Consider the following 20,339-nt stretch of genomic DNA (forward strand, 5'->3'; position numbering starts at 1 on the left):
TTGCGCGTACTGCTCACCGGACACCAGGGCTACTTGGGCACCGTGATGGCCCCGGTGCTCACGGCCGCCGGACACGAAGTCGTCGGCCTTGACGCCGGTCTGTTCGCCGACTGCGTGCTCGGCCCGCCGCCCGCCGACCCGCAGGGCCACCGGGTGGACCTGCGCGACGTCACGTCCGAACACGTGGCCGGGGTGGACGCCGTGATCCACCTGGCCGCGCTCTCCAACGACCCGCTGGGATCCCTTGCGCCGCAGCTCACCTACGACATCAACCACCACGCGTCCGTGCACCTGGCGCGGCTGGCCCGCGAGGCCGGGGTGCGGCGCTTCCTGTACGCGTCCACCTGCTCGGTGTACGGCGCCGCGGGCGGCGGCGACCTGGTGGGCGAGGACGCCCCGCTGCGGCCGGTGACGCCGTACGCGGAGTCCAAGGTGCGGGTGGAGGACGACCTGCACGCGCTGGCCGACGGCGACTTCAGCCCGGTGTTCATGCGCAACGCCACCGCCTTCGGCTACTCCCCCAGGCTGCGCGCCGACATCGTGCTGAACAACCTGGTGGGCCACGCGCTCCTGTCCGGCGAGGTGCTCGTGCTGTCCGACGGCACTCCCTGGCGCCCGCTGGTGCATGCCGCCGACATCGCGCGGGCCTTCACGGCCGCGCTGGACGCGCCCCGGGAAGCGGTGCACGACCGGGCGTTCAACATCGGCAGCGAGGTCAACAACGTCACGGTCGCCGAGATCGCCGAGCAGGTCGCCGAGGCGGTGTCCGGCGCGAAGGTGCGCATCACCGGCGAGAACGGCGCCGACCCGCGCTCCTACCGGGTGGACTTCTCCCGGTTCCGCGCCGCGATTCCCGGCTTCGACTGCGAGTGGACCGTGAAGCAGGGCGCGCTCGAACTCGCCGACGCCTACCGCAAGTTCGGCCTGACCAAGGAGGACTTCGAGCGGCGCTTCACCCGCCTCGCCGTGCTGAGCGCGGCATCCGAGGCAGGCACCGTCGACGACACCCTGCGGTGGCGCCGATGACCCAGGCCGGCGAGGAGATGCACGCTCTGGTGGAGCGGTTGTACCCGCTCTGCCGGAGCATCACCGGCGACGGTGTGCGCGCCACCCTGGACATCGTCGGCGAGTACATCCCGCTGCAGGTGCACGAGGTGCCGACCGGGACCCAGGTGCTCGACTGGACGGTGCCGCAGGAGTGGAACATCCGGGACGCGTACATCGCCGACAGCGCCGGCAACCGGGTCGTCGACTTCGCCGCGTCCAGCCTGCATGTGCTCGGCTACAGCGTGCCGGTGCCCGCGACGACCATGCCGCTGGCCGAGCTGCGCGAACACCTGCACACCCTGCCGGAGCACCCGAGCTGGGTGCCCTACCGCACCAGTTACTACAAGCCGGAATGGGGTTTCTGCCTGGCCCAGGAGACCCTGGACGCGCTGCCGGACGGCGAGTACGAGGTGTGCGTCGACTCCACGCTCGCGGACGGGCACCTCACCTACGCCGAGCACGTGGTCCCCGGACAGGTGCCCGACGAGGTGATCGTCTCCTGTCACGTCTGTCACCCGTCGCTGGCCAACGACAACCTGGCCGGGATCGCGGTGGCGACGTTCCTGGCCAGGGCGCTCGCGGAGACCACCCCGCACTACACCTACCGGTTCATCTTCGCGCCCGGAACCGTGGGGGCCATCACCTGGCTGGCCCGCAACAAGGAGCGGGTGGAGCAGGTCAAGCACGGCCTGGTGCTGGCCTGTGCCGGTGACTCGGGCCGGCTCACCTACAAACAGAGCAGGCGTGGCGACGCCGAGATCGACCGGGTGCTGCGGCACGTGCTGCGGACGTCCGAACGCCCGCACAGCGTCACCGAGTTCACTCCCTACGGCTACGACGAGCGGCAGTACTGCTCCCCCGGGTTCAACCTCGGCGTGGGCTCGCTCAGCAGGACCCCGTACGCCGGATACCCGGAGTACCACACCTCGGCGGACAACCCGGACTTCGTCTCCCCGGCGGCGATGGCGGACACCCTGGCCGTCTGCCGCGAGGCATTCGCCGTCCTCGACCGCAACCGGCGCTATCTGAATCTCAGCCCGTACGGCGAACCTCAGTTGGGCCGGCGCGGGCTGTACGACGCGCTCGGCGGACGCAGTGACACCAAGCAGACGCAGATGGCCATGCTCTGGGTGCTCAACCTCTCCGACGGCCAGCACAGTCTGCTCGACGTCGCCGAGCGGTCCGGCCTTGCGTTCGACGCCGTCGCCGTCGCGGCCGACGCCCTGCACGCCGCCGGGCTGATCAAAGCGTGACGCCGATGACCACCGGGGAGGAGAAGACGGCCCGGCCCACCGCCAAGCGGGCCATCCTCGGCCGGCTGTCCTGGGGCCTGGCCGACCAGGCGGCCTCCAGCCTGTCCAACTTCGCGGTGGGGATCTACGTGGCCCGCTCGCTCGGCCTGACCGCGTTCGGCGTGTTCAGCCTGGCCTGGGTGACCTACGGAGTGGTCCTCAGCGTCTCGCGCGGCCTTGCCACCGACCCGCTCGTGGTGCGCTTCAGCGGTGTGTCGGACACGTCCTGGCGCGGGGCGGTGGCCCGGTCCTCGGGGACCGCGCTCGGCGTCGGTGTCGTCATCGGCGCGCTGTGCCTGGTGGTCGGGCTCGCGCTCGGCGGCCAGGTGGGGCCCGCGTTCGCCGGCCTCGGCGTCATGTTGCCGGGGCTCCTTGTGCAGGACGCCTGGCGGTATTCGTTCTTCGCCGCCGGCAACGGCCGCAAGGCGTTCGTGAACGACGTCGTGTGGGGCGTCGCGCTCGTGCCGGCCATGCTGGTGGCGGCCCGCGTGGGCACGGTGACCGCGTTCGTGCTCGCCTGGGGCGCGTCCGCCACGGTGGCCGCGGTGTACGGCTGCTTCCAGTCCGGCATCCGGCCCCGGCTCACCGGGGCGCGTGAGTGGCTCCACGAGCACCGCGACCTCAGCTACCGGTACCTGATCGAGAACGTCGGCGTCAGCGGCGCGAGCCAACTGCGGGCGTACGGGCTCGGCGCGATCGTCGCGGTCAGCGCGGTGGGCGTGATCCGGGGCGCCGAACTTTTGCTCGGGCCGTTCCTCGCCGTACTGATGGGGCTGACGCTGGTCACCGTCGCGGAGGCGGCGCGGATGCTGCGACAGGCCCCGCACCGGCTCGGCAGGTTCTGCCTCTACCTCGGCGTCGGACAGGCCGTCGGCGCGCTGCTCTGGGGCTCGGTGCTGCTCCTGATGCCGGACCGGCTCGGCGAGCTCATTCTCGGTGACGTCTGGAGCTCCGCTTCGGCGATCATCGTGCCGGTGACGCTCGGCGTCGCGGGCGCCGGCCTCGGCACCGGCGCGGCGGCCGGCCTGCGCGCGCTAGCCGCGGCCCGGCGCAGCCTGCGCTGCCAGCTGTTCGCCTCCACCTTCTACGTCTGCGGCGGGCTCGGCGGCGCGTTCCTGGCCGGTACGGCCGGCTCGGCCTGGGGCGTCGCCGCCGCGGCCGCCTGCAGCTCCGCCGTGTGGTGGCAGCAACTGCGCTCCGCTCTGCGCGAGCGCCGCACGAACCCCATTCCCGAAGTGAGGACGCAATGACCGCCCATCCCAGGTTGAGCATCGGCCTGCCCGTCTACAACGGCGAGGAGTATCTCGCCGAATCGCTCGACGCCCTGCTCGGCCAGACCTACGAGGACTTCGAGCTGGTCATCACCGACAACGCCTCGACCGACAAGACACAGGCCATCTGCCGCGAGTACGCCGCGCGGGACTCGCGCATCCGGTACATCCGGCTGTTGAAGAACATCGGCGCCGCGCCGAACCACAACTACGTCTTCACCCAGTGCCACGGCGAGCTGTTCAAGTGGGCCTCACACGACGACCTGTACGCACGGGATCTGCTGCGGCGCTGCGTCGAGGCGCTCGACGAGCGCCCGGATGTCGTCCTCGCGCACGCCGATCAGGCCGTCATCGACGGCGACGGCAAGGTGACGGTCCCGTACGAGTACACGCTGGCCACCGACTCGCCGCGCGCGCCGGAGCGCTTCCGCAGCATGCTCTTCGAGCCCGGCGGCGACGACTTCTACGGTGTGATGCGGGCCGACGTGCTGCGCCGGGTGAAGCCGCACGACAGCTACCACCACGCGGACCGCACCTTCGTCGCCGAGATCGCCCTGCACGGGCCCTTCCACCAGGTGCCGGAGCTGCTGTACTTCCGCCGCGACCACCCCACCCGCGCCGAGCGGGCGAACCCGTCCAAGCGGTCCCGGTGCGTCAACCTGGACCCGCGCCGGGCCGGCCCGCTGCACCCGACGCCCCGGCTCCTCGCCGAGTACGTCTGGGGCTTCGTCTCTGCGATCCAGCGGGCACCGCTGTCCGCGGCCGACCGGCGCGCCTGCTACCGGCACCTGGCCGCGTGGATGACCAGCCGCACCCGGCCCGGCACCGGTGAGCGGGTCGAGGACCGCGCCCCGGTCGATCCGGCCCTGGTCACCGTCTCCGTCGACGCCCTGGTCGCCGGCCGTGAAGGGAGGCAGGTGTGACGGCAAGCGACGAAACCCCGGTGCGTGTCGGGGTGTTCGGTCTGCTCGGCTCCGGAAACGTCGGCAACAACGGGTCGCTCGAAGCGGTGCTCGGGTACCTGCGCGCCGAGCATCCGGAGGCGGTCGTGGACGCGCTGTGCGGCGGACCCGAGGACGTCTCGGCCCGGTACCGGATTCCCGCGACGCGGTTGAACTGGTACCGCGGGGAATACCGGACCGCGTCACGTGCGAGCGCGATCGCGGGCAAGGGGCTCGGCAAACTCGTCGACGTCGTCCGCACCGCGGGCTGGGTGCGCCGGCACGACGTGGTGATCGTGCCCGGTACGGGCGTCCTGGAGACCACGCTGCCGTTGCGGCCGTGGGGCTTCCCCTACTCGTTGTTCCTGCTCTGCGCGACCGGCCGCCTTTTCGGCACCCGGGTCGCGCTGGTCAGCGTCGGCGCCGGAAGGATCGGCAACCGGCCGACCCGGGCCCTGGTGCGCTGGTCGGCACGGCTTGCCGCATACCGGTCGTACCGAGATGACCAGTCCCGTGCCGCGATGCGGGAGATGGGCGTGGACACCACGTCCGACAAGGTCTACGAAGACCTTGTGTTCGCCCTGCCGGCGCCGTCGGCGAGCACTCCCTCGGCGCCGCCCGGAACGGTCTGCGTCGGCGTCATGGACTTCCACGGCAGCAACGACGAGCGCGCCAGGGCCGACGAGATCCACCGGCGCTACCTGGACGGGACGACCGCGTTCGTGCGCGCGCTGGTCGAGGACGGCAGGCGGGTGCGGTTGGTCACCGGCGACGACCTCGACCGGCCGGTGGCCGCCGCGATCCTCGACGCGGTGGACTCGCCGCTGGTCAGCGAGGCCGAGACGGCCTCGCTCGACGACCTGATGAAGGAGATGGCGGCTGCCGACACCGTGGTGGCGGCCCGGTACCACAACCTGATCTGCGCGCTGAAGGTCGGCGCCCCGACCCTCGCGGTCAGTTACTCGGCGAAGAGTGACGCGCTCATGGCCCGGATGGGGCTCGGCGCTTACTGCCACCCGGCCCGCGAGGTGGACGCCGTACGGCTGCTCGAGCAGTTCCGGGCGCTGGAGCAGGAAGCGGCCGGGGTACGGCGGGCCCTCACCGAGCAGAATCTGCTCGCCGCCCGGCGCCTGGAGGACCAGTTCACCGCCCTCTCCTCGGCCCTGTTCCCGACGAACGACCACACCATGCGGAAGGCCATATGAAGGCGACCGAAGTCCCGGAGATCCACGGCGCGTACCTGTTCGAGCCGACGCCGTACGCCGACGAACGCGGCTTCTTCTGCCGCACCTTCGACGCCGACGTGGTCCGCTCGGTGGGCCTCGACCCGGACGCCTTCATCCAGGACAGCCTGTCCCGCTCGGTCCGTGGCGTGCTGCGCGGGATGCATCTGCGCTCCGGCGCCGGCGAGGCCAAGCTGGTGCGGTGCTCGTACGGGCAGATCTTCGACGTCGTCGTGGACCTGCGGACGGACTCCCCGACGTACCGCAACCGGGCCTTCTTCGAGCTGTCCGGCGAGACACAGGTGACCCTCTACATCCCCGCGGGCTGCGCGCACGGCTTCCAGGCGCTGACCGAGACCGCCGACACCTCGTACCGGATCGACCGCCCGCACGATCCGGCCGAGGACGTCACGATCGCCTTCGACGACCCGGAGCTCGCCATTCCGTGGCCGCTGCCGCCCACGTCGATGTCGTCGAGGGACCGGGAGGCGCCGAGCCTCGCCGAGGTCCTGAAGCAGAAGGAAGGGTGAAGCCGGCGTGAGCACACACGACGCGGAAGAGTTCGACCTGCCCCGGTCGCGGACGGCGAACGAGCGGCTGCACGCGCTGATCCCGGGCGGCGCGCACACCTACGCCAAGGGCGACGACCAGTACCCCGAGAACCTCGCCCCGGTCATCAGCCACGGCCAGGGCGCCCATGTGTGGGACATCGACGGCAACCGCTACATCGAGTACGGCTCCGGTCTGCGGTCGGTCAGCCTCGGCCACGCCCACCCGCGCGTCGTCGAGGCGGTGCGGCGCGAACTCGACCGGGGCAGCAACTTCGTCCGGCCGTCCGTCGTGGAGCTCGATGCCGCGGAACGCTTCCTGGCCACGGTGCCGACGGCCGAGATGGTGAAGTTCGCGAAGAACGGCTCCGACGCCACCACCGCCGCGGTGCGCCTGGCCCGCGCCGCCACCGGGCGCCGGCGGGTGGCCATCTGCGGCGACCATCCGTTCTTCTCCGTCGACGACTGGTTCATCGGGACCACGCCGATGTCCGCCGGCATCCCGGCGGCGACCACCGAGCTCACCGTGTCGTTCCCTTATGGGGACTTGGCCGCCACGGAGGAACTGCTCACCCGGTACCAGGACGACGTCGCCTGCCTGATCCTCGAACCGGCGGGCCACGCCGAGCCGCCGCCCGGGTACCTGGAAGGCCTTCGCGCGCTCGCCGACCGGCACGGCTGCGTGCTGATCTTCGACGAGATGATCACCGGTTTCCGCTGGTCCGAGGCGGGCGCCCAGGGTCTGTACGGCGTCGTCCCCGATCTGTCCACGTTCGGCAAGGCGCTGGGCAACGGGTTCGCCGTCTCCGCCCTTGCGGGGCGCCGCGAGCTGATGGAGCGGGGCGGGCTGCGCCACTCCGACGAGCGGGTGTTCTTGCTGTCCACCACGCACGGCGCGGAAACACATGCGCTGGCCGCCGCGATGGCCGTGCAGACCACCTACGCCGAGGAGGGTGTTACCGCTCAACTGCACGCCCTTGGCGAGCGGTTGGCCGCCGGGGTACGCGAGGCCGCGGCGGGCATGGGCGTCGGCGACCATGTCGTCGTCCGGGGCCGGGCCAGCAACCTGGTGTTCGCCACCCTCGACGAGAACCGGCAGCCGTCGCAGCCCTACCGCACCCTCTTCCTGCGCCGGCTCCTCGCGGGCGGGGTGCTCGCCCCGTCGTTCGTGGTGAGCAGCGCGCTCAGCGACGCCGACATCGATCGCACCGTCGAGGTGGTGGCCCAGGCATGTGCCGTCTACCGCAAGGCACTTGACTCCGGCGACCCCACTCCCTGGCTCGCGGGCCGACCGGTGAAGCCCGTGTTCCGCCGCCTGGCGTGACGTGGTCCGCCATGGCCTGACGTCATGTCAGCGGTGTTCGCGCCGCTCGGCGTCGGCCGACCGGTCGGCCAGCGAGTCGGCTGACCGGTCGACCAGCCATGCCGTCGGCGGAATCACCGCAAGGGCGGTGCACCAGCCGCCGAGGACGTCGGTCGCGTAGTGCGCGCTCAGCGCGACCTGCGCCCAGCCCATGGCGGCTCCGGCGACCACCGTCGCGGCGAGCATCAGCAGGGCTCCCGCCGTCCTGCCGAGACCAAGTCTGCCGGTCGCGAGCAGCGCCACCACGAGGGCGAGCGCGGTGATGAAGGCGGTGTGCCCGCTGGGATAGGACAGGTTGTCGGCGCCGTGGATGCTGCGCCCCACCAGAGGTTTGATCAGTGTCGTCGTCACGACGGTCAGGCCGACACCGGCCACGACGAGGACCGCCCCGCGAGGCAGCCGAAGCAGCAGGCATCCCGCCACGGCGGCGATGATGACCATGGCCGCGCCGATGGGCTCCGCCAGGAAATCGATGACCAGGGCGACATACCGCAACGGCGGTCGCACGCTGTCGGCCGTCGGCTCGACGAACCACCTGTCCACCTTGCCGGGCTCGCTGTGCCCCGCGTACAGAACCCCGACCGCGACGACAGTCGACGCGGCGAGAAACGCGATGAGCCCGAGCCACACGCGCAGCGCGGGGGGCAGCACCGCGGGGGCCGGCACCGTGGGCGTCGGCCGGCCGGTCACCCGCGCCCGCCGACGCAGAGTTCCGCTCTTTTGCCCAGGCGATCCAATGCGAGCCCCCCGTTGTCTCCGAATCCCCGTCCAGCGGCACCCTAACCAACAACCCGGCCGCTCCACAGCGACATTGGCGACACCCGGAGTGTGAGGTGCCCAATACCTGGTTCGGGCGGAATCAATACCTGGATTACCCCGGCTCAGTACGTGATTCGGGCTGGCTCGATCAGATGGCTTCGGGCATCACCTAATCGCGGCCTTGTCCGGAAGAATTGCGCTCGATGTGCGTACTGAGTGCAAAGTGACCGGAGCGCACGACACCATGCGTCAGGTCAACCGCCATTATCGGCCAACTGGGCTCCGGTTGCCGGAAGCTGACATCTGTAAAGCCGCCGACTCGTTTCGCCTGAGCGCGTGCCCGCGAGTCCTCGGCGCGAGGAAAACCGGACGCTGATCGACCTCTCGCGACTCGCACTGTCCGGCCAACTCCCCCGCTCTGTAACAAAGTTAATGTTTTACAAGGGGTGTTCTCAGTCATTAGTGTGAGCGCTCAGCAAGAGATGACCGGCCAGGATCAGAAATGCAGGTTCGGACCTTTGGCCCCTACCGCTTGATCCCAGACCGACCGGTCAAAACGGGGAGAGTGTAAAGGTATGTTCGAGGAACTTCTTGAGGTCACTCAGCTCATGGTCCAACGCTGCTGAGGCCTTCTGAGCGCTGACGGGGAACCGCGCGCAGTCGCGAATCCTTCCCTCCGGCATGCACTGCGTGCGCGCCTGAGCGCTTTCCGGGTGAGACGAAACACGCGCACCGAGCCGCCTTTCGTCGCGCCTTGCTTCTTTCCAGCCCTCCCTGGCTGCTTTCGCACGACGGTCAACAGCCGACGGTCGATTCCGGCTGCCACTTCGGCATGACGCTTTCCGACCCGGCTTACGCGCATCTCGGCGAAGCCTTTCCAATGACGCACCCCCAAAAAGTTAACGGATTCCAGGTCAGAGAATGATGACGAACCCCACGGGGCCCAAGGAATTGTCCCTGCCAGACATGCTGCGCGCGGCCATGGCCGCCCAGCCCGACAGGATCGCCGTCTCCTGCGGCGCGGAGAGACTGACTTTTCGACAACTGCATCAACAGAGCGGCGACTTGGCGGAGCGCCTGCGGCACCTCGGTGCGGCGGCGGATGAACCGGTCGGCATCTTCATGCAGCCTTCCGTCGACCTCATGGTGAGCGTCTGGGGCGTCCTTCGCGCGGGGGCGGCCTATCTGCCGCTGTCGCCCGAGTATCCGGACGATCGCGTGCGCTACATGGTCACGGACTCACGGACCAAGGTCATCCTGACGGATGAGTCCCTGGCCTCCCGGCTGGCCGCCATGACACCGCCCGGCACGAAGATCGTCACCCTCACCCAGGCACGATCCCACCCTGCGACGGAGACAGAGAAACCGGCCACCGAGCCGGTACGGGACGACGACCTCGCGTACGTCATCTACACCTCCGGCAGCACGGGCAACCCGAAGGGCATCGGGATCGAGCACCACAGCATCGCCCATCAGATGCGCTGGCTGGCCGACGAGCAGGGCCTTGACCGGACCAGGACGGTGCTGCAGAAGACACCGCTGAGTTTCGACGCGGCCCAGTGGGAGATCCTCGCACCGGCCTGCGGCGCGGGTGTGGTGATGAGCGAACCGGGGGTGTACGCCGACCCCGGAGGGCTCATCGACCTGATCCTGGCGAACGGGGTGACCACCCTCCAGGGAGTACCGACCCTGTTGCAGGCACTCGCCGACACCGGCCGGCTGTCCCAGTGCACCTCGCTCACCCAGGTGTTCAGCGGCGGTGAGGCGCTCACCAAGAACCTGGCCACCGAGCTGCTCGACGCGCTGCCCGGCTGCGAACTGATCAACCTGTACGGCCCGAGCGAGTGCACCATCAACGCCTCGTCCCACCGCGTGGACCGGGAAGCCGTACAGGAGGGCCCGGACCACGTCTCCATCGGCCGGCCGGTGCGCGGCATGACCTTCCACATCCTCGACACGGCCCGCCGTCCGGTCGCCGCCGCCAAGTCCGGTGAACTCTACATAGCAGGGCGGCAGTTGGCCCGGGGCTATCTGAACAACCCGGAGCTGACCGCCGAACGGTTCGTCACCGGTTCGTTCACCGATCCGGACACCGGCGATTCCCGCGCCACCCGCCTCTACCGCACCGGCGACCTGGCCCGGTGGAACGACGACGGCACCGTACAGTTCCTCGGTCGCACCGACAGCCAGGTCAAGCTGCGCGGTTTCCGGGTCGAGCTGGACGAGATCAAGGTGTCCGTCGAGAAGCACGACTGGGTCAAGTCCGCCGTCGTACTGGTCCGTGACGACGCGCGGACCGGCGCCAACCTCGTGGCCTTCGTCGAGCTCGACCCCGACCGGGCCGCCCTGATGGACCAGGGCAACCACGGCGCCCACCACCAGTCCAAGCAGAGCAAGCTCCAGCTCAAGGCGCAGCTGGGCAACCTGGGCACCCGTCAGGACGAGGGCCTGCCCGTCGTCGAGCTCCCCGGACGGACACCGACGGCCCGGCAGCGGCGCACGGTGTTCGCCCGCAAGACCTACCGGTTCTACGAGGGCGGCCCCGTCACCCGTGACGACATCCTGGCCCTGCTCGCCCGCCCGGCGGACCGACCGGCATCACCGCGCGACCCGGCCACCCTCACCCTGCCCGAACTCGGCTCGCTGCTGCGCCACTTCGGCCAGTTTTCCAGCGCCGAGCGGCTGCTGCCCAAGTACGGCTACGCCTCACCCGGCTCCCTGTACGCCACCCAGCTCTACCTGGAGCTGTCCGGCATCGCCGGCCTGGAGTCGGGCCACTACTACTACCACCCGGTGCACCACCGGCTCACGCTGATCGCGCCCGCTCCCGGCGGCAGGCCCAGGCTGCGCCTCCACTTCGTCGGACGCCGGTCGGCCATCGAGCCGGTCTACCAGAACAACATCCAGGAAGTCCTGCAATTCGAATCAGGTCACATGGTGGGCCTCTTCGACCACGTGCTCCCCGACTACGGGCTCCGCGTGAACGCCCGCGCGGACGAGCCCGGCCTCAAGGGTGTCCTGCGCTGCCCGGACGAGGACCTCTACCTGGGCACGTACGAGGTGGAGACGGCCGCCGCCCCGGCCGTGCCGACCCCGGTCGAGCTGTACGTACAGGCGCATCCCGGACGCGTCGCCGATCTGGCCGAGGGCCAGTACCGGTACGAGGACGGGGACCTGGTGCGGGTGTCCGACGGCCTGATCCGCAAGCAGGACGTCATCGCCATCAACCAGGAGGTCTACGCACGGTCGAGCTTCGGGATCAGCGTGATCGGCAGCGCGCCCGCGCCGTGGCAGCGCTACGCCGACCTCGGCCGGGAGCTGCAGCGCCTGCAGATGAACGACCTCGGTCTGGGCCTGATGTCCTCCGGCTACAGCTCGGAGACCGGCAACCCCCTCGCGTCGGCCCGGCGCATCGCGGACCTCCTGTGCTCTGGTCAGGACGGGGCCTCCTGCCCGGACAGGGCCTCCTACTTCGCCGTCGGCGGCCGGATCAGCGCCGAGCAGCGGCTCAGCGAGGGCATGAAGGAGGACTCCGTCCATATGCGGGGGCCCGCCGAGATCATCAAGGACAACCTCGCGGAGTTACTGCCGCCGTACATGGTGCCCAACCGGGTCACCGTCCTTGACTCCTTCCCGCTCACCCCCAACGGCAAGATCGACCACCAGGCCCTGCGGGAGCAGGACAAGGCCGCCGTCGACGACGCCGACGCGCCGGTCGTCCTGCCGCGCACGCCCACCGAGGAGGCGATCGCCGCGCTGTGGTGCGCGGTGCTGCGCCAGGAGAGGGTCTCGATCCGGGACAACTTCTTCGCCGTCGGGGGTCATTCGCTGACCGCGGTCAATCTGGTCGGCCGGATCAACCGGGAACTGGGCAGCTCGCTGCCGCTCCAGGTCCTCTTCGACGCGCCGACCATCGCGGGTCTCGCCCGGCTGGTCGACCGCGCGCCGGACACCGCGCTCTCGCGTCTGGTGCGGCTGCGTGGCGCGGACGGCGGCCGGCCGGTCTTCTGCTGGCCCGGTCTCGGCGGTTACCCGATGAGCCTGCGGCTGCTGGCAGGCCGGCTGGGGCTCGAGCGGCCGTTCCTCGGCGTCCAGGCCCACGGCATCAACCCGGGCGAGAGCGCGTACCCGACGTTCGAGGAGATGGTCGCCAAGGACATCGAACTGATCCGGCGGGCGCAGCCGACCGGCCCCTACACCCTGTGGGGCTACTCCTTCGGATCGCGGGTGGCCTTCGCGGTGGCCCGAGAGCTGGAGCAGGCCGGGGAGCGGGTCGACGAGGTGATCCTCCTGGCACCCGGCAAACCGCCCGTGGAAGCCCGCGCGGGAGCACCCGCCGAGCCGACCGTCGGGTTCACCGACCCCGTCTTCGTCTCGATCCTCTACTCCGTGTTCGCCGCGAACCTCGAACCGGCGGCCGTCGCCCACTGCCTGGCGTCGACCCACGACGAGGAATCCTTCATCGCCTGCGTCTGCGACCGCTTCGAGCACCTGGACCGCGACCTGGTGCGCCGGATCGTCGACGTGGTGCGCACGACGTTCCTGTTCGAGTACGCCCCCCATGACGTGACCGGGCACCGGCTCTCGGCTCCGGTCACGGTCCTGCGGGCCGCGGGCGACCAGGACTCCTTCATCGACCGCGACCCCGCACTGGCGAGCACGCCTCCCAGGGTCAGTCGGCTGCGGGCCGACCACTACGCACTGCTGCGGGCCGGCGGGGTGGACGAACTCGTCGCCGCCGTCCGGGACGCACGACTCACCAGGAAGGTCATCCAAGTGCCCCACGTCAACATCAAGCATTTCCCGGACAACCTCGAAGAAGCCCAGATCTCGGCCCTGGTGGACGCGATCACCAGCGCGGTCAGGACCGCCTTCGCGGTCGACGAGGACGTCGTCTCCATCGCCCTCGAACCCGTGGCCCAGGACGTGTGGAACGAGCGGGTCTACATCCCGGAGATCGTCGAGGACCCCGGCCATCTCGTCAAAAGTCCGAACTACTGAGGCGGGGGGACCCCATGCGCAGGACACTCACCCGGATACGGCAGGACCTCGCCATGATCGTGGCCAGGGACCCGTCGATCCACACACGCGCCGAGGCACTGCTGCACCCCGCCCTGCCGGCCCTGTGGGCCCACCGGGCGGCACATGTCCTCTACACCCGCGGCCACCGTCAACTCGCCCGCGCCCTGGCCTACTTGGCGCGGTCGGTGACCGGCGGGATCGAGATCCACCCGGGAGCGCGCCTGGGCCGGCGCGTGTTCATCGACCACGGGGCCGCCGTCGTCATCGGGGAGACCGCCGAGATCGGTGACGACGTCACGATCTTCCACCAGGTCACCCTGGGCGCGGTCGGCTGGTGGCGGGACGAGCGGCGCGAGCCCGGCGCTCGACGCCACCCGGTCGTCGGCGACCGGGTGGTGCTCGGCACCAACGCGATCGTGCTCGGCCCCGTCACCGTCGGCGCCGACGCGCTGATCGGCGCCGGTTCGCTGGTCCTCGGCGATGTGCCGCCCCGGGCCCGCGTGACGGCTCCCGCGGCCGGAGTCGTCGTACCGCTGTCGGCCGCGGAGCGCGCGGCCTCGGAGCAGTTGCTGCGCACCCTGGCCACCGCCGGGTGCTGGTGACGACCGCTCCCCCACCGCAGTCCGCCCACAACTCGCCGTATCGACCGGCCGCGCGCCGGAATGCCAACGGAGGCACACATGATTCACGTCGGAGTCCTGGAGAGCAATCTCTCCGGTTCCGGCTTCGAGGGCCTGCAGATCATCAAGGAACTCGACTGCCGCGTCACCTTCTTCACCCGCGACCTGGACCGCTATCTCGAAGTCCCGGGCGGTCCGGCCTACTTCGACCGCTACGTCGACGACATCGTCCAGTGCGAGACGAACATCTTTGAGGAGCTTCTGCCGCATGTCCACGAGGCAGCGGCCGAGCACCCCTTCGACGCGTTCCTCACCCTGGCCGAGTACGACGTGGTCGTGGCCGCCGAGGTGGCCGTCCACCTGGGGCTGCCCACCGTCAGCGTCGACGGCGTCGCCACCGCCCGCAACAAGGCGCTGATGCGCCGCCGCTGCGCCGAACTCGGCGTTGCCATACCGGAGTTCCGCACGGTGGGCACGCCCGCCGAGGCGGCGAAGGCCGCGGCGGAGGTCGGCCTTCCCTGTGTGGTGAAGCCGGCCGACGAGACCAGCAGCGCCGACGTCCGCCTCGTGGAAACCGCGGATCAGGCCGCCGAGCACGTGGCCCTGATCCAGTCCCGCGCGGAGAACACCCGCGGCCAGGCCCGGTATCACGAGCTGATGGTCGAGGAGTATCTGAGCGGCCCCGAAGTCAGCGTCGAGGTCCTCGCCGACGGCGACCGCTACGAGGTGTTCGGGGTGACCGACAAGTCGGTCGTCGGCCTCGGCTACTTCGTCGAGCTGGCCCACACCTTCCCCTCACGCCTGCCCCGGACGCTCGTGCGTGCCTGCGGTGATCTGGCCGTGCAGGCGCTGCGCACCGTCGGATTCGACCTGGGCATGGCACATGTCGAGGTCAAGCTGACCGCGTCGGGACCCAAGCTCATCGAGATCAACCCCAGGCCCGCCGGCGGAAAGATCACCTATCTGGTCGACCGGGCCCTTGGCATCAAGTCCCTGGAGCTGGTGGCCCGCCAGTACCTCGGCCAGCCGCTGCCGGCTCCGGTTGTGCCCCGGCGGCCGGTGGGCGGCGCCGCCATCCGCTATCTGACCGCGCAACCGGGCCGGGTGGTGTCGGTCACCGGACGGCAGCGCGCCGCCGCGCTGCCCGGCGTCGAGGAAGTCGTCGTCAAGCCCACCCCGGGCTCCGTGGTGCGGGAGCTGCGCCGCAACGGCGATCGCGCCGGCCATGTGCTGGTGGTGGCCGAGACCGCCGAGCTGGCGGCGCGCACCGCCGAGGCCGCCGCCCAGGAGATCGGCATCCGCACCGAGCCGGTCACCCGGCGTCCGGTCGCCGACTCCCTGGCCGACCTGATCGGCAACACACCGCTGCTGCGGCTGCCGATGGAGCGGATCGTGGACGGCGCCCCATCCGATGCCGAGGTCCTGGCGAAGCTGGAGCTGTTCAACCCCTGGTCGAGCAGCAAGGACCGGGCCGCCCTGTCGATGCTGCGCGGCGCCGAGAAGCAAGGGCTGCTCGTCCCGGGCACCGGCACCGTCATCGAGGCGACCTCCGGAAACACCGGAATCTCGCTGGCCGCGCTGGCGGCGGGCCGCGGCTACCGCTGCGTGATCGTGCTGCCCGACAACGCGACCCCCGAACGCGTGGCCATGCTGCGCTCGCTCGGCGCCGACGTGGTGCGCACCCCGCACACCGGCGGCTATCAGGCGGCGGTCGACAAGGCGGAGGAACTGCACCGGCAGACTCCTGGGTCGTGGTTCTGCCGCCAGCACGACAACCCGGACAACACACGGGCGCACTACGAGACGACCGGACCTGAGATCTGGAACGACGCCGGCGGGCGGATCGACGTGCTCGTCTGCGGCGTCGGAACCGGCGGTACGCTCAGTGGCGCGGGGCGTTATCTGCGCCAATGTCACCCCGCGGTGCGGATCGTGGCGGTGGAGCCGGCGGGCTCGCCGCTGCTGTCCGGCGGCAAGCCCGGCACGCACGGCATCCCGGGCTTCAACGGCGGCTTCATCGCGCCGACGACACAACAGAGCCTCATCGACGAGGTGATCACGGTGTCCGACGCGGATGCCATGGACACCACCCGGCGGCTCGCCCTGCACGCCGGTCTGCCGGCCGGAATCTCGGGCGGCGCGGTCGTCCACGCGTCCGGCGTCCTGGCCGCCCGCCCGCACTACCGGGGCCGGCGCATCGTGACGCTCCTGCCCGACACCGGCGAGCGCTATCTGAGCCTGCTCGGCCGCGAGAGCGCGCAGGCACCGGGCGGTGCGCGATGACGGCGCCCCTGCCCGCGGAGGGCCCGCCCACCGACGACCGGCCGCGCCTGCTACTGGTGATGCCCTACCGCCAGTTCGTGCGCAAGGCACAGGCCGCGGGCTTCTGGGTCGGCGCGATCTGGGATCCGCGGCTGCAGACGCCGGAGTACCTCGACGACGTGCACGCCCTGGCGGACCTGTTCGTGACGACCGACTTCCAGGACCCGGTGCTGCTGCGGCACACCATCCGCGAGGTGGCCCGACAGCACCACGTCCCGCTGATCTACCACATCGGCGGGGAGGAAACGATGGTCACCGCCCATGAGGTGGCCGAGGACCTGCGCGCCGAGGTCAATCCGGCCGCGGCGATCCGCTGCCTCGCCGACAAGCACGCGATGCGGGATCTGCTGGCGCGGCACGAACTGTCCCCGGTGGCCTTCGAGTCGGCGCCGACCCGGCAGGACGTACCGGCCGCCGTCGAGCGGATCGGCCGTCCGGCCGTCGTCAAGCCGGCCGCACTCGCCGGCAGCCGCGGCGTTTTCCTGTGGCAGGAGGCGCGGGACCAGGCGGCCTGGACGAAGCTCGTCGACGCGTACGGCTATGAAGGTCCCTTCCTCGTCGAGGAGTACCTGCGCGGCCCCGAGTACAGCGTGGAGACGCTGAGCCAGGACGGCAGGCACCACGTCGTCGGCATCACCGAGAAGCTGCTGGGCGCACCGCCGCTGTTCGTGGAGGTGGGGCACGTCCATCCGGCTCCGCTGCCACCGGCCCGCGCGCAGGCCATCGAAGAACTGACCGTCCGCTTCCTCACCGTGTGCGGCTACCGCTTCGGCCCCGCGCACACCGAGGTGATCTGGACGCCGCGCGGCCCGCGCATCGTCGAGTCGCAGGCCCGCCTCGGCGGCGACCGCATCCCGAGGCTCGTCGAACTGGCCGGCGGCCTGGACATCGAGCAGGCGATCTTCGCGTCCCTCGCGGGCGCACCGGTCGACGTGCCGGAGCCGACGGCGACGGCAGCCGTGCGGTTCTTCACCTTCCCGCCCGGCCGCGTCGACGTGATCCGCGGCCTGGAGCAGGTCCGAAGGCTGCCGTACGTCGACGAGTTGACCCTGCGGCTGCGTCCCGGCGACACCGTGACGGAGGTCCGCGACTCCAAGGGCCGCCAGGGGCACGTCATCGTCTCCGGCGCCACACCCGAGCAGGCCCAAAGCCGGTGCGCGGAGGTGCTCGCCGCCATCGAGCTCGTCATCGACGGAAGGCCCGTACGAGCGGACGGCCGGACCGGAGAGGCGCCGGCGCCCCTGCGTACACCGTCAGTCACCAGTCCCCCCTACCGCAGAAAGGCACCGACCGTGCAGCGCCCCACATCAACGGCCAGGAGGTCGTCATGACCGAGCAGAAGGTGGCCATGACCACCCACGACGCCGACGCGCAGGTGGTGTTCGTCGGCTACAACGCGGCCTATTTACGCGCCATCGACGGGAGTGTGCCCGACGGGTCCGTCGTGGTCCTCGAAGAACCCGACATCATCCGCAAGCGCGAGCTGGGCGACGCGGCGGCACGCTTCGGCTGCCTGGACCGCATCATCCCGGCGCACTACCAGCAGTCCTCCGGGGCCCTCGATCTGGCGGCCACTCTGGAGGCCGAGCGGCCGGTGGCCGCGGTCGTGCCCGGCCTGGAGTACGCGGTGCCCGCGGCAGCGGCCCTTGCCGAGAAGCTCGGCCTGCCGGGCGCGACCGAACAGGCCGCGCAAGCCCTGCGCGACAAGGTCCGGCTGCGTGAGGTCTGCGACGCCGGCGGCGTCCGCGGCCCGCGCTGGCGCGAAGTGCACGGCCCCGCCGACATCCTCGACTTCGCCGGCGACGGCCCCGTGGTGCTCAAGCCGGCCAACCGGCAGGCCAGCGTGGGCGTACAGCTCCTCGACGCGGTCGACGCGACCAGCGCGGCGCGGGCCTGGGAGCGCACCTCGTCCGCCGCCGAGTACGAGCAGGTGCCCGACCGGAGCCTGACCTGGCGCTTCCTGGCCGAGGAACGCCTGCGCGGGCCCGAGTACAGCGTCGAGGCGCTGGTCCGGCAGGGCGAGATCATCTTCCACAACGTCACGGCCAAGACAGTGATCCCCGGTCCGTACCCGGTGGAACTCGGTCACCTGCTGCCCGCCCCGCTCGACCACGACACGCAGGCCGCGTTCGAGACGGCCATGCGTGCGCTCATCGCGGCGACCGGCTACCGCACCGGCATCCTGCACGCCGAGTGGATCCTGACCGATTCCGGTCCGGCGCTGGTGGAATGCGCGGGACGCTGCCCCGGCGACTATTTGATCGACCTGAACGACCTGGCCTACGGCACACGGATCAGGCTGGCCCTCATCGACCTGCTGGCCGGCCGTACGGTCGTCCTCCCCCTGACCGCGCGACAGACCTCGGCGATCCGGTTCCTGGCCGCCGCGCCGGGCACCGTCACGGCGGTCGCGGGGGCGGAGGCGGCGCGGGTCCTGCCCGGTGTCCGGGCCGTGGAGGTCGACGTCGAGGCAGGCCAGAAGGTCAAGCCGTGGGCGTCCTCCTGGGATCGCGCCGGACACGTCATCGCGACCGGGCCGGACGCGGAGACCGCGCGGCGACGGGTCCTCACCGCCGACGCCGTCGTCCGCATCACCACACAGTGAGGAAGCAGATGTCTGTTCTCTGGCAGCGCGTCCGCGGATGGCCGAGGTCCGTCCCCGGCGGGCCGGTCGGCCTCCGCCTGTCCGTGATGGCGATGATCGACGCCGTCGGCACGGGCGCCTTCCTGGCCGTCTCCGTGCCGTTCATCACCCGGTCCGTCGGTCTGTCGGTGGGCGAACTCAGCCTCGGCCTGACCCTGTCCGCCGCGATCGCGCTTGGCACGGCGGTACCGATCGGCATCCTGGCCGACCGGATCGGCCCGAAGAAGGTACTGGTCGGGGTGAGCCTGTGGCGCTGCGCCTGCTTCGTGCTCTACCCCTTCGTCCAGAACCTGTGGCAGTTCCTGGCGGTGGTGTGCCTGCTCGGCCTGGCCGACAAGGCGGCGGCCCCCATGGAACAGGCCCTGGTCGGGCAGGTGACGGCGACCGACGACCGGGTCAGGGTGGTCGCGGTGCTGCGGTCCCTGCGCAACGTCGGCTTCACCGTCGGCGCCCTGCTCGGTGGTGTCGGCCTGTTGATCGACACCCGGGCCGGCTACGGAGCGATCCTGTTGCTCAACGCCGTCTCGTTCGCCGTACTCGCCTCCCTGGCCCACCGGTTGCCGCTGCTCAGCACACCTGCGAAGAGCCTGCGGCGCCGCTTCTCCGTCGACGCGCTGCGCGACAAACCGTTCCTGTCGTTCACCGGGATCAACGCGGTCCTCACCATGCACATGACCTTGCTGAGCATCGGCATCCCCCTGTGGATCGTCGAGCACACCGAGGTACCCGCCGCGGTGATCTCGCCCCTGGTGGCGGTCAACACCGTGCTGGCCGTCACCCTGCAGGTACGCGCCAGCCGGGGCACCGAGACCATCACCGGTTCGGCACGGGCGCTGGTGCGGGCCGGCCTGGCTCTCGCGGCGTGCTGCCTGCTGCTCGTCGCGGCACCGAAGCCGCCTGTCGTCGTGGCCGTCGGCGTGCTGCTGCTCGCCATGGTCGCGCTGACCGCGGGCGAGCTGTTCCAGTCCGCCGGGGGCTGGGGCGGGTCGTATCTGCTCGCGGCGCCCGGGCAGGAGGGCGTCTACCTGTCGGTCTTCTGGCTCGGCGTGGCCGTCCAGCAGATCGCGGCACCGCTCCTGATCGGCCTGGTCATCACCACCGGCACCACCGGGTGGATCGTCCTGGCCGCACTGTTCGCCGCCTGTGGCCTGGCGGCGCCGGTCATCGGCCGCTGGGCGCAGGCCCAGGCGAACCGCCCGCCGCGGCAGGACCCGGCCCTGGCCGAGGCCACGTGATCACCCCCGCGCACCGGCCCGGTGCGCGGCTCGACAACTCGGCTCAACCACT

14 protein-coding genes and 1 pseudogene are annotated in these 20,339 nt (G+C 70.8%); 14 read left to right on the plus strand and 1 reads right to left on the minus strand.

Going from position 1 to position 20,339, the window contains the following annotated elements:
• From ACWFRU_RS05325 to ACWFRU_RS05355, 7 genes are read left to right on the plus strand one after another with little or no spacing between them, the layout of a single operon-like run.
• Complete coding sequence (locus ACWFRU_RS05325) at nucleotides 1-1,026, plus strand: NAD-dependent epimerase/dehydratase family protein (protein WP_453684765.1); 1,026 nt, start codon at nucleotides 1-3, stop codon at nucleotides 1,024-1,026.
• Nucleotides 1,023-2,300 (plus strand): DUF4910 domain-containing protein, encoded by a 1,278-nt coding sequence (locus tag ACWFRU_RS05330; RefSeq protein WP_453684766.1) that lies wholly within the window; start codon nucleotides 1,023-1,025, stop codon nucleotides 2,298-2,300. Before ACWFRU_RS05325 ends, ACWFRU_RS05330 begins: the two co-directional genes overlap by 4 nt.
• Nucleotides 2,301-2,305: 5 nt before the next feature.
• A complete protein-coding gene (locus ACWFRU_RS05335) occupies nucleotides 2,306-3,589 on the plus strand; it encodes a hypothetical protein (RefSeq protein ID WP_453684767.1) in 1,284 nt (427 codons plus the stop codon).
• The gene (locus tag ACWFRU_RS05340; protein ID WP_453684768.1) at nucleotides 3,586-4,533 is read left to right on the plus strand and encodes a glycosyltransferase family 2 protein; all 948 of its coding nucleotides are present in this window, start codon (nucleotides 3,586-3,588) and stop codon (nucleotides 4,531-4,533) included. The genes ACWFRU_RS05335 and ACWFRU_RS05340 overlap by 4 nt, the downstream gene beginning before the upstream one ends.
• Nucleotides 4,530-5,756, plus strand: a complete 1,227-nt coding sequence (locus tag ACWFRU_RS05345; protein ID WP_453684769.1) for a polysaccharide pyruvyl transferase family protein — start codon at nucleotides 4,530-4,532, stop codon at nucleotides 5,754-5,756. Before ACWFRU_RS05340 ends, ACWFRU_RS05345 begins: the two co-directional genes overlap by 4 nt.
• Nucleotides 5,753-6,304: a dTDP-4-dehydrorhamnose 3,5-epimerase family protein gene (locus ACWFRU_RS05350; protein WP_453684770.1), complete on the plus strand. Its 552-nt coding sequence runs from the start codon at nucleotides 5,753-5,755 to the stop codon at nucleotides 6,302-6,304. The genes ACWFRU_RS05345 and ACWFRU_RS05350 overlap by 4 nt, the downstream gene beginning before the upstream one ends.
• A gap of 7 nt (nucleotides 6,305-6,311) precedes the next feature.
• Complete coding sequence (locus ACWFRU_RS05355) at nucleotides 6,312-7,646, plus strand: glutamate-1-semialdehyde 2,1-aminomutase (RefSeq protein WP_453684771.1); 1,335 nt, start codon at nucleotides 6,312-6,314, stop codon at nucleotides 7,644-7,646.
• A gap of 27 nt (nucleotides 7,647-7,673) precedes the next feature.
• On the opposite strand, the gene ACWFRU_RS05360 is transcribed toward ACWFRU_RS05355, so the two are convergent.
• Nucleotides 7,674-8,375, minus strand: coding sequence for a phosphatase PAP2 family protein (locus ACWFRU_RS05360; RefSeq protein ID WP_453684772.1), 702 nt, complete (start codon nucleotides 8,373-8,375; stop codon nucleotides 7,674-7,676).
• A 990-nt stretch (nucleotides 8,376-9,365) separates the two neighbouring features.
• On the opposite strand from ACWFRU_RS05360, the gene ACWFRU_RS05365 reads away from it, so the two are divergent.
• From ACWFRU_RS05365 to ACWFRU_RS05395, 7 genes and pseudogenes are all read left to right on the plus strand, one after another.
• Nucleotides 9,366-13,445 (plus strand): amino acid adenylation domain-containing protein, encoded by a 4,080-nt coding sequence (locus tag ACWFRU_RS05365; RefSeq protein ID WP_453684773.1) that lies wholly within the window; start codon nucleotides 9,366-9,368, stop codon nucleotides 13,443-13,445.
• A gap of 14 nt (nucleotides 13,446-13,459) precedes the next feature.
• A complete protein-coding gene (gene epsC, locus ACWFRU_RS05370; protein ID WP_453684774.1) occupies nucleotides 13,460-14,068 on the plus strand; it encodes a serine O-acetyltransferase EpsC in 609 nt (202 codons plus the stop codon).
• 78 nt (nucleotides 14,069-14,146) lie between these two features.
• Nucleotides 14,147-15,031 (plus strand): annotated as a pseudogene (locus ACWFRU_RS05375) (ATP-grasp domain-containing protein); the annotation flags it as partial.
• Between the two features lie 114 nt (nucleotides 15,032-15,145).
• The gene (locus ACWFRU_RS05380) at nucleotides 15,146-16,369 is read left to right on the plus strand and encodes a pyridoxal-phosphate dependent enzyme (RefSeq protein WP_453685266.1); all 1,224 of its coding nucleotides are present in this window, start codon (nucleotides 15,146-15,148) and stop codon (nucleotides 16,367-16,369) included.
• Complete coding sequence (locus ACWFRU_RS05385) at nucleotides 16,366-17,739, plus strand: ATP-grasp domain-containing protein (protein ID WP_453684775.1); 1,374 nt, start codon at nucleotides 16,366-16,368, stop codon at nucleotides 17,737-17,739. The genes ACWFRU_RS05380 and ACWFRU_RS05385 overlap by 4 nt, the downstream gene beginning before the upstream one ends.
• Nucleotides 17,736-19,013 (plus strand): ATP-grasp domain-containing protein, encoded by a 1,278-nt coding sequence (locus ACWFRU_RS05390; protein WP_453684776.1) that lies wholly within the window; start codon nucleotides 17,736-17,738, stop codon nucleotides 19,011-19,013. Before ACWFRU_RS05385 ends, ACWFRU_RS05390 begins: the two co-directional genes overlap by 4 nt.
• 8 nt (nucleotides 19,014-19,021) lie before the next feature.
• Nucleotides 19,022-20,287 (plus strand): MFS transporter, encoded by a 1,266-nt coding sequence (locus ACWFRU_RS05395; protein ID WP_453684777.1) that lies wholly within the window; start codon nucleotides 19,022-19,024, stop codon nucleotides 20,285-20,287.
• The last annotated feature ends 52 nt before the right edge of the window (nucleotides 20,288-20,339 follow it).

Source organism: Streptomyces sp. NPDC055099 (assembly GCF_053607685.1).

Excerpts from the sequence above, each read along its gene's own strand:
- ACWFRU_RS05330 (WP_453684766.1), top strand. The coding sequence starts at position 1,023 with ATGACCCAGGCCGGCGAGGAGATGCACGCTCTGGTGGAGCGGTTGTAC.
- ACWFRU_RS05335 (WP_453684767.1), top strand. The coding sequence starts at position 2,306 with ATGACCACCGGGGAGGAGAAGACGGCCCGGCCCACCGCCAAGCGGGCC.
- ACWFRU_RS05340 (WP_453684768.1), top strand. The coding sequence starts at position 3,586 with ATGACCGCCCATCCCAGGTTGAGCATCGGCCTGCCCGTCTACAACGGC.
- ACWFRU_RS05350 (WP_453684770.1), top strand. The coding sequence starts at position 5,753 with ATGAAGGCGACCGAAGTCCCGGAGATCCACGGCGCGTACCTGTTCGAG.
- ACWFRU_RS05365 (WP_453684773.1), top strand. The coding sequence starts at position 9,366 with ATGATGACGAACCCCACGGGGCCCAAGGAATTGTCCCTGCCAGACATG.
- epsC (WP_453684774.1), top strand. The coding sequence starts at position 13,460 with ATGCGCAGGACACTCACCCGGATACGGCAGGACCTCGCCATGATCGTG.
- ACWFRU_RS05385 (WP_453684775.1), top strand. The coding sequence starts at position 16,366 with ATGACGGCGCCCCTGCCCGCGGAGGGCCCGCCCACCGACGACCGGCCG.
- ACWFRU_RS05390 (WP_453684776.1), top strand. The coding sequence starts at position 17,736 with ATGACCGAGCAGAAGGTGGCCATGACCACCCACGACGCCGACGCGCAG.
- ACWFRU_RS05395 (WP_453684777.1), top strand. The coding sequence starts at position 19,022 with ATGTCTGTTCTCTGGCAGCGCGTCCGCGGATGGCCGAGGTCCGTCCCC.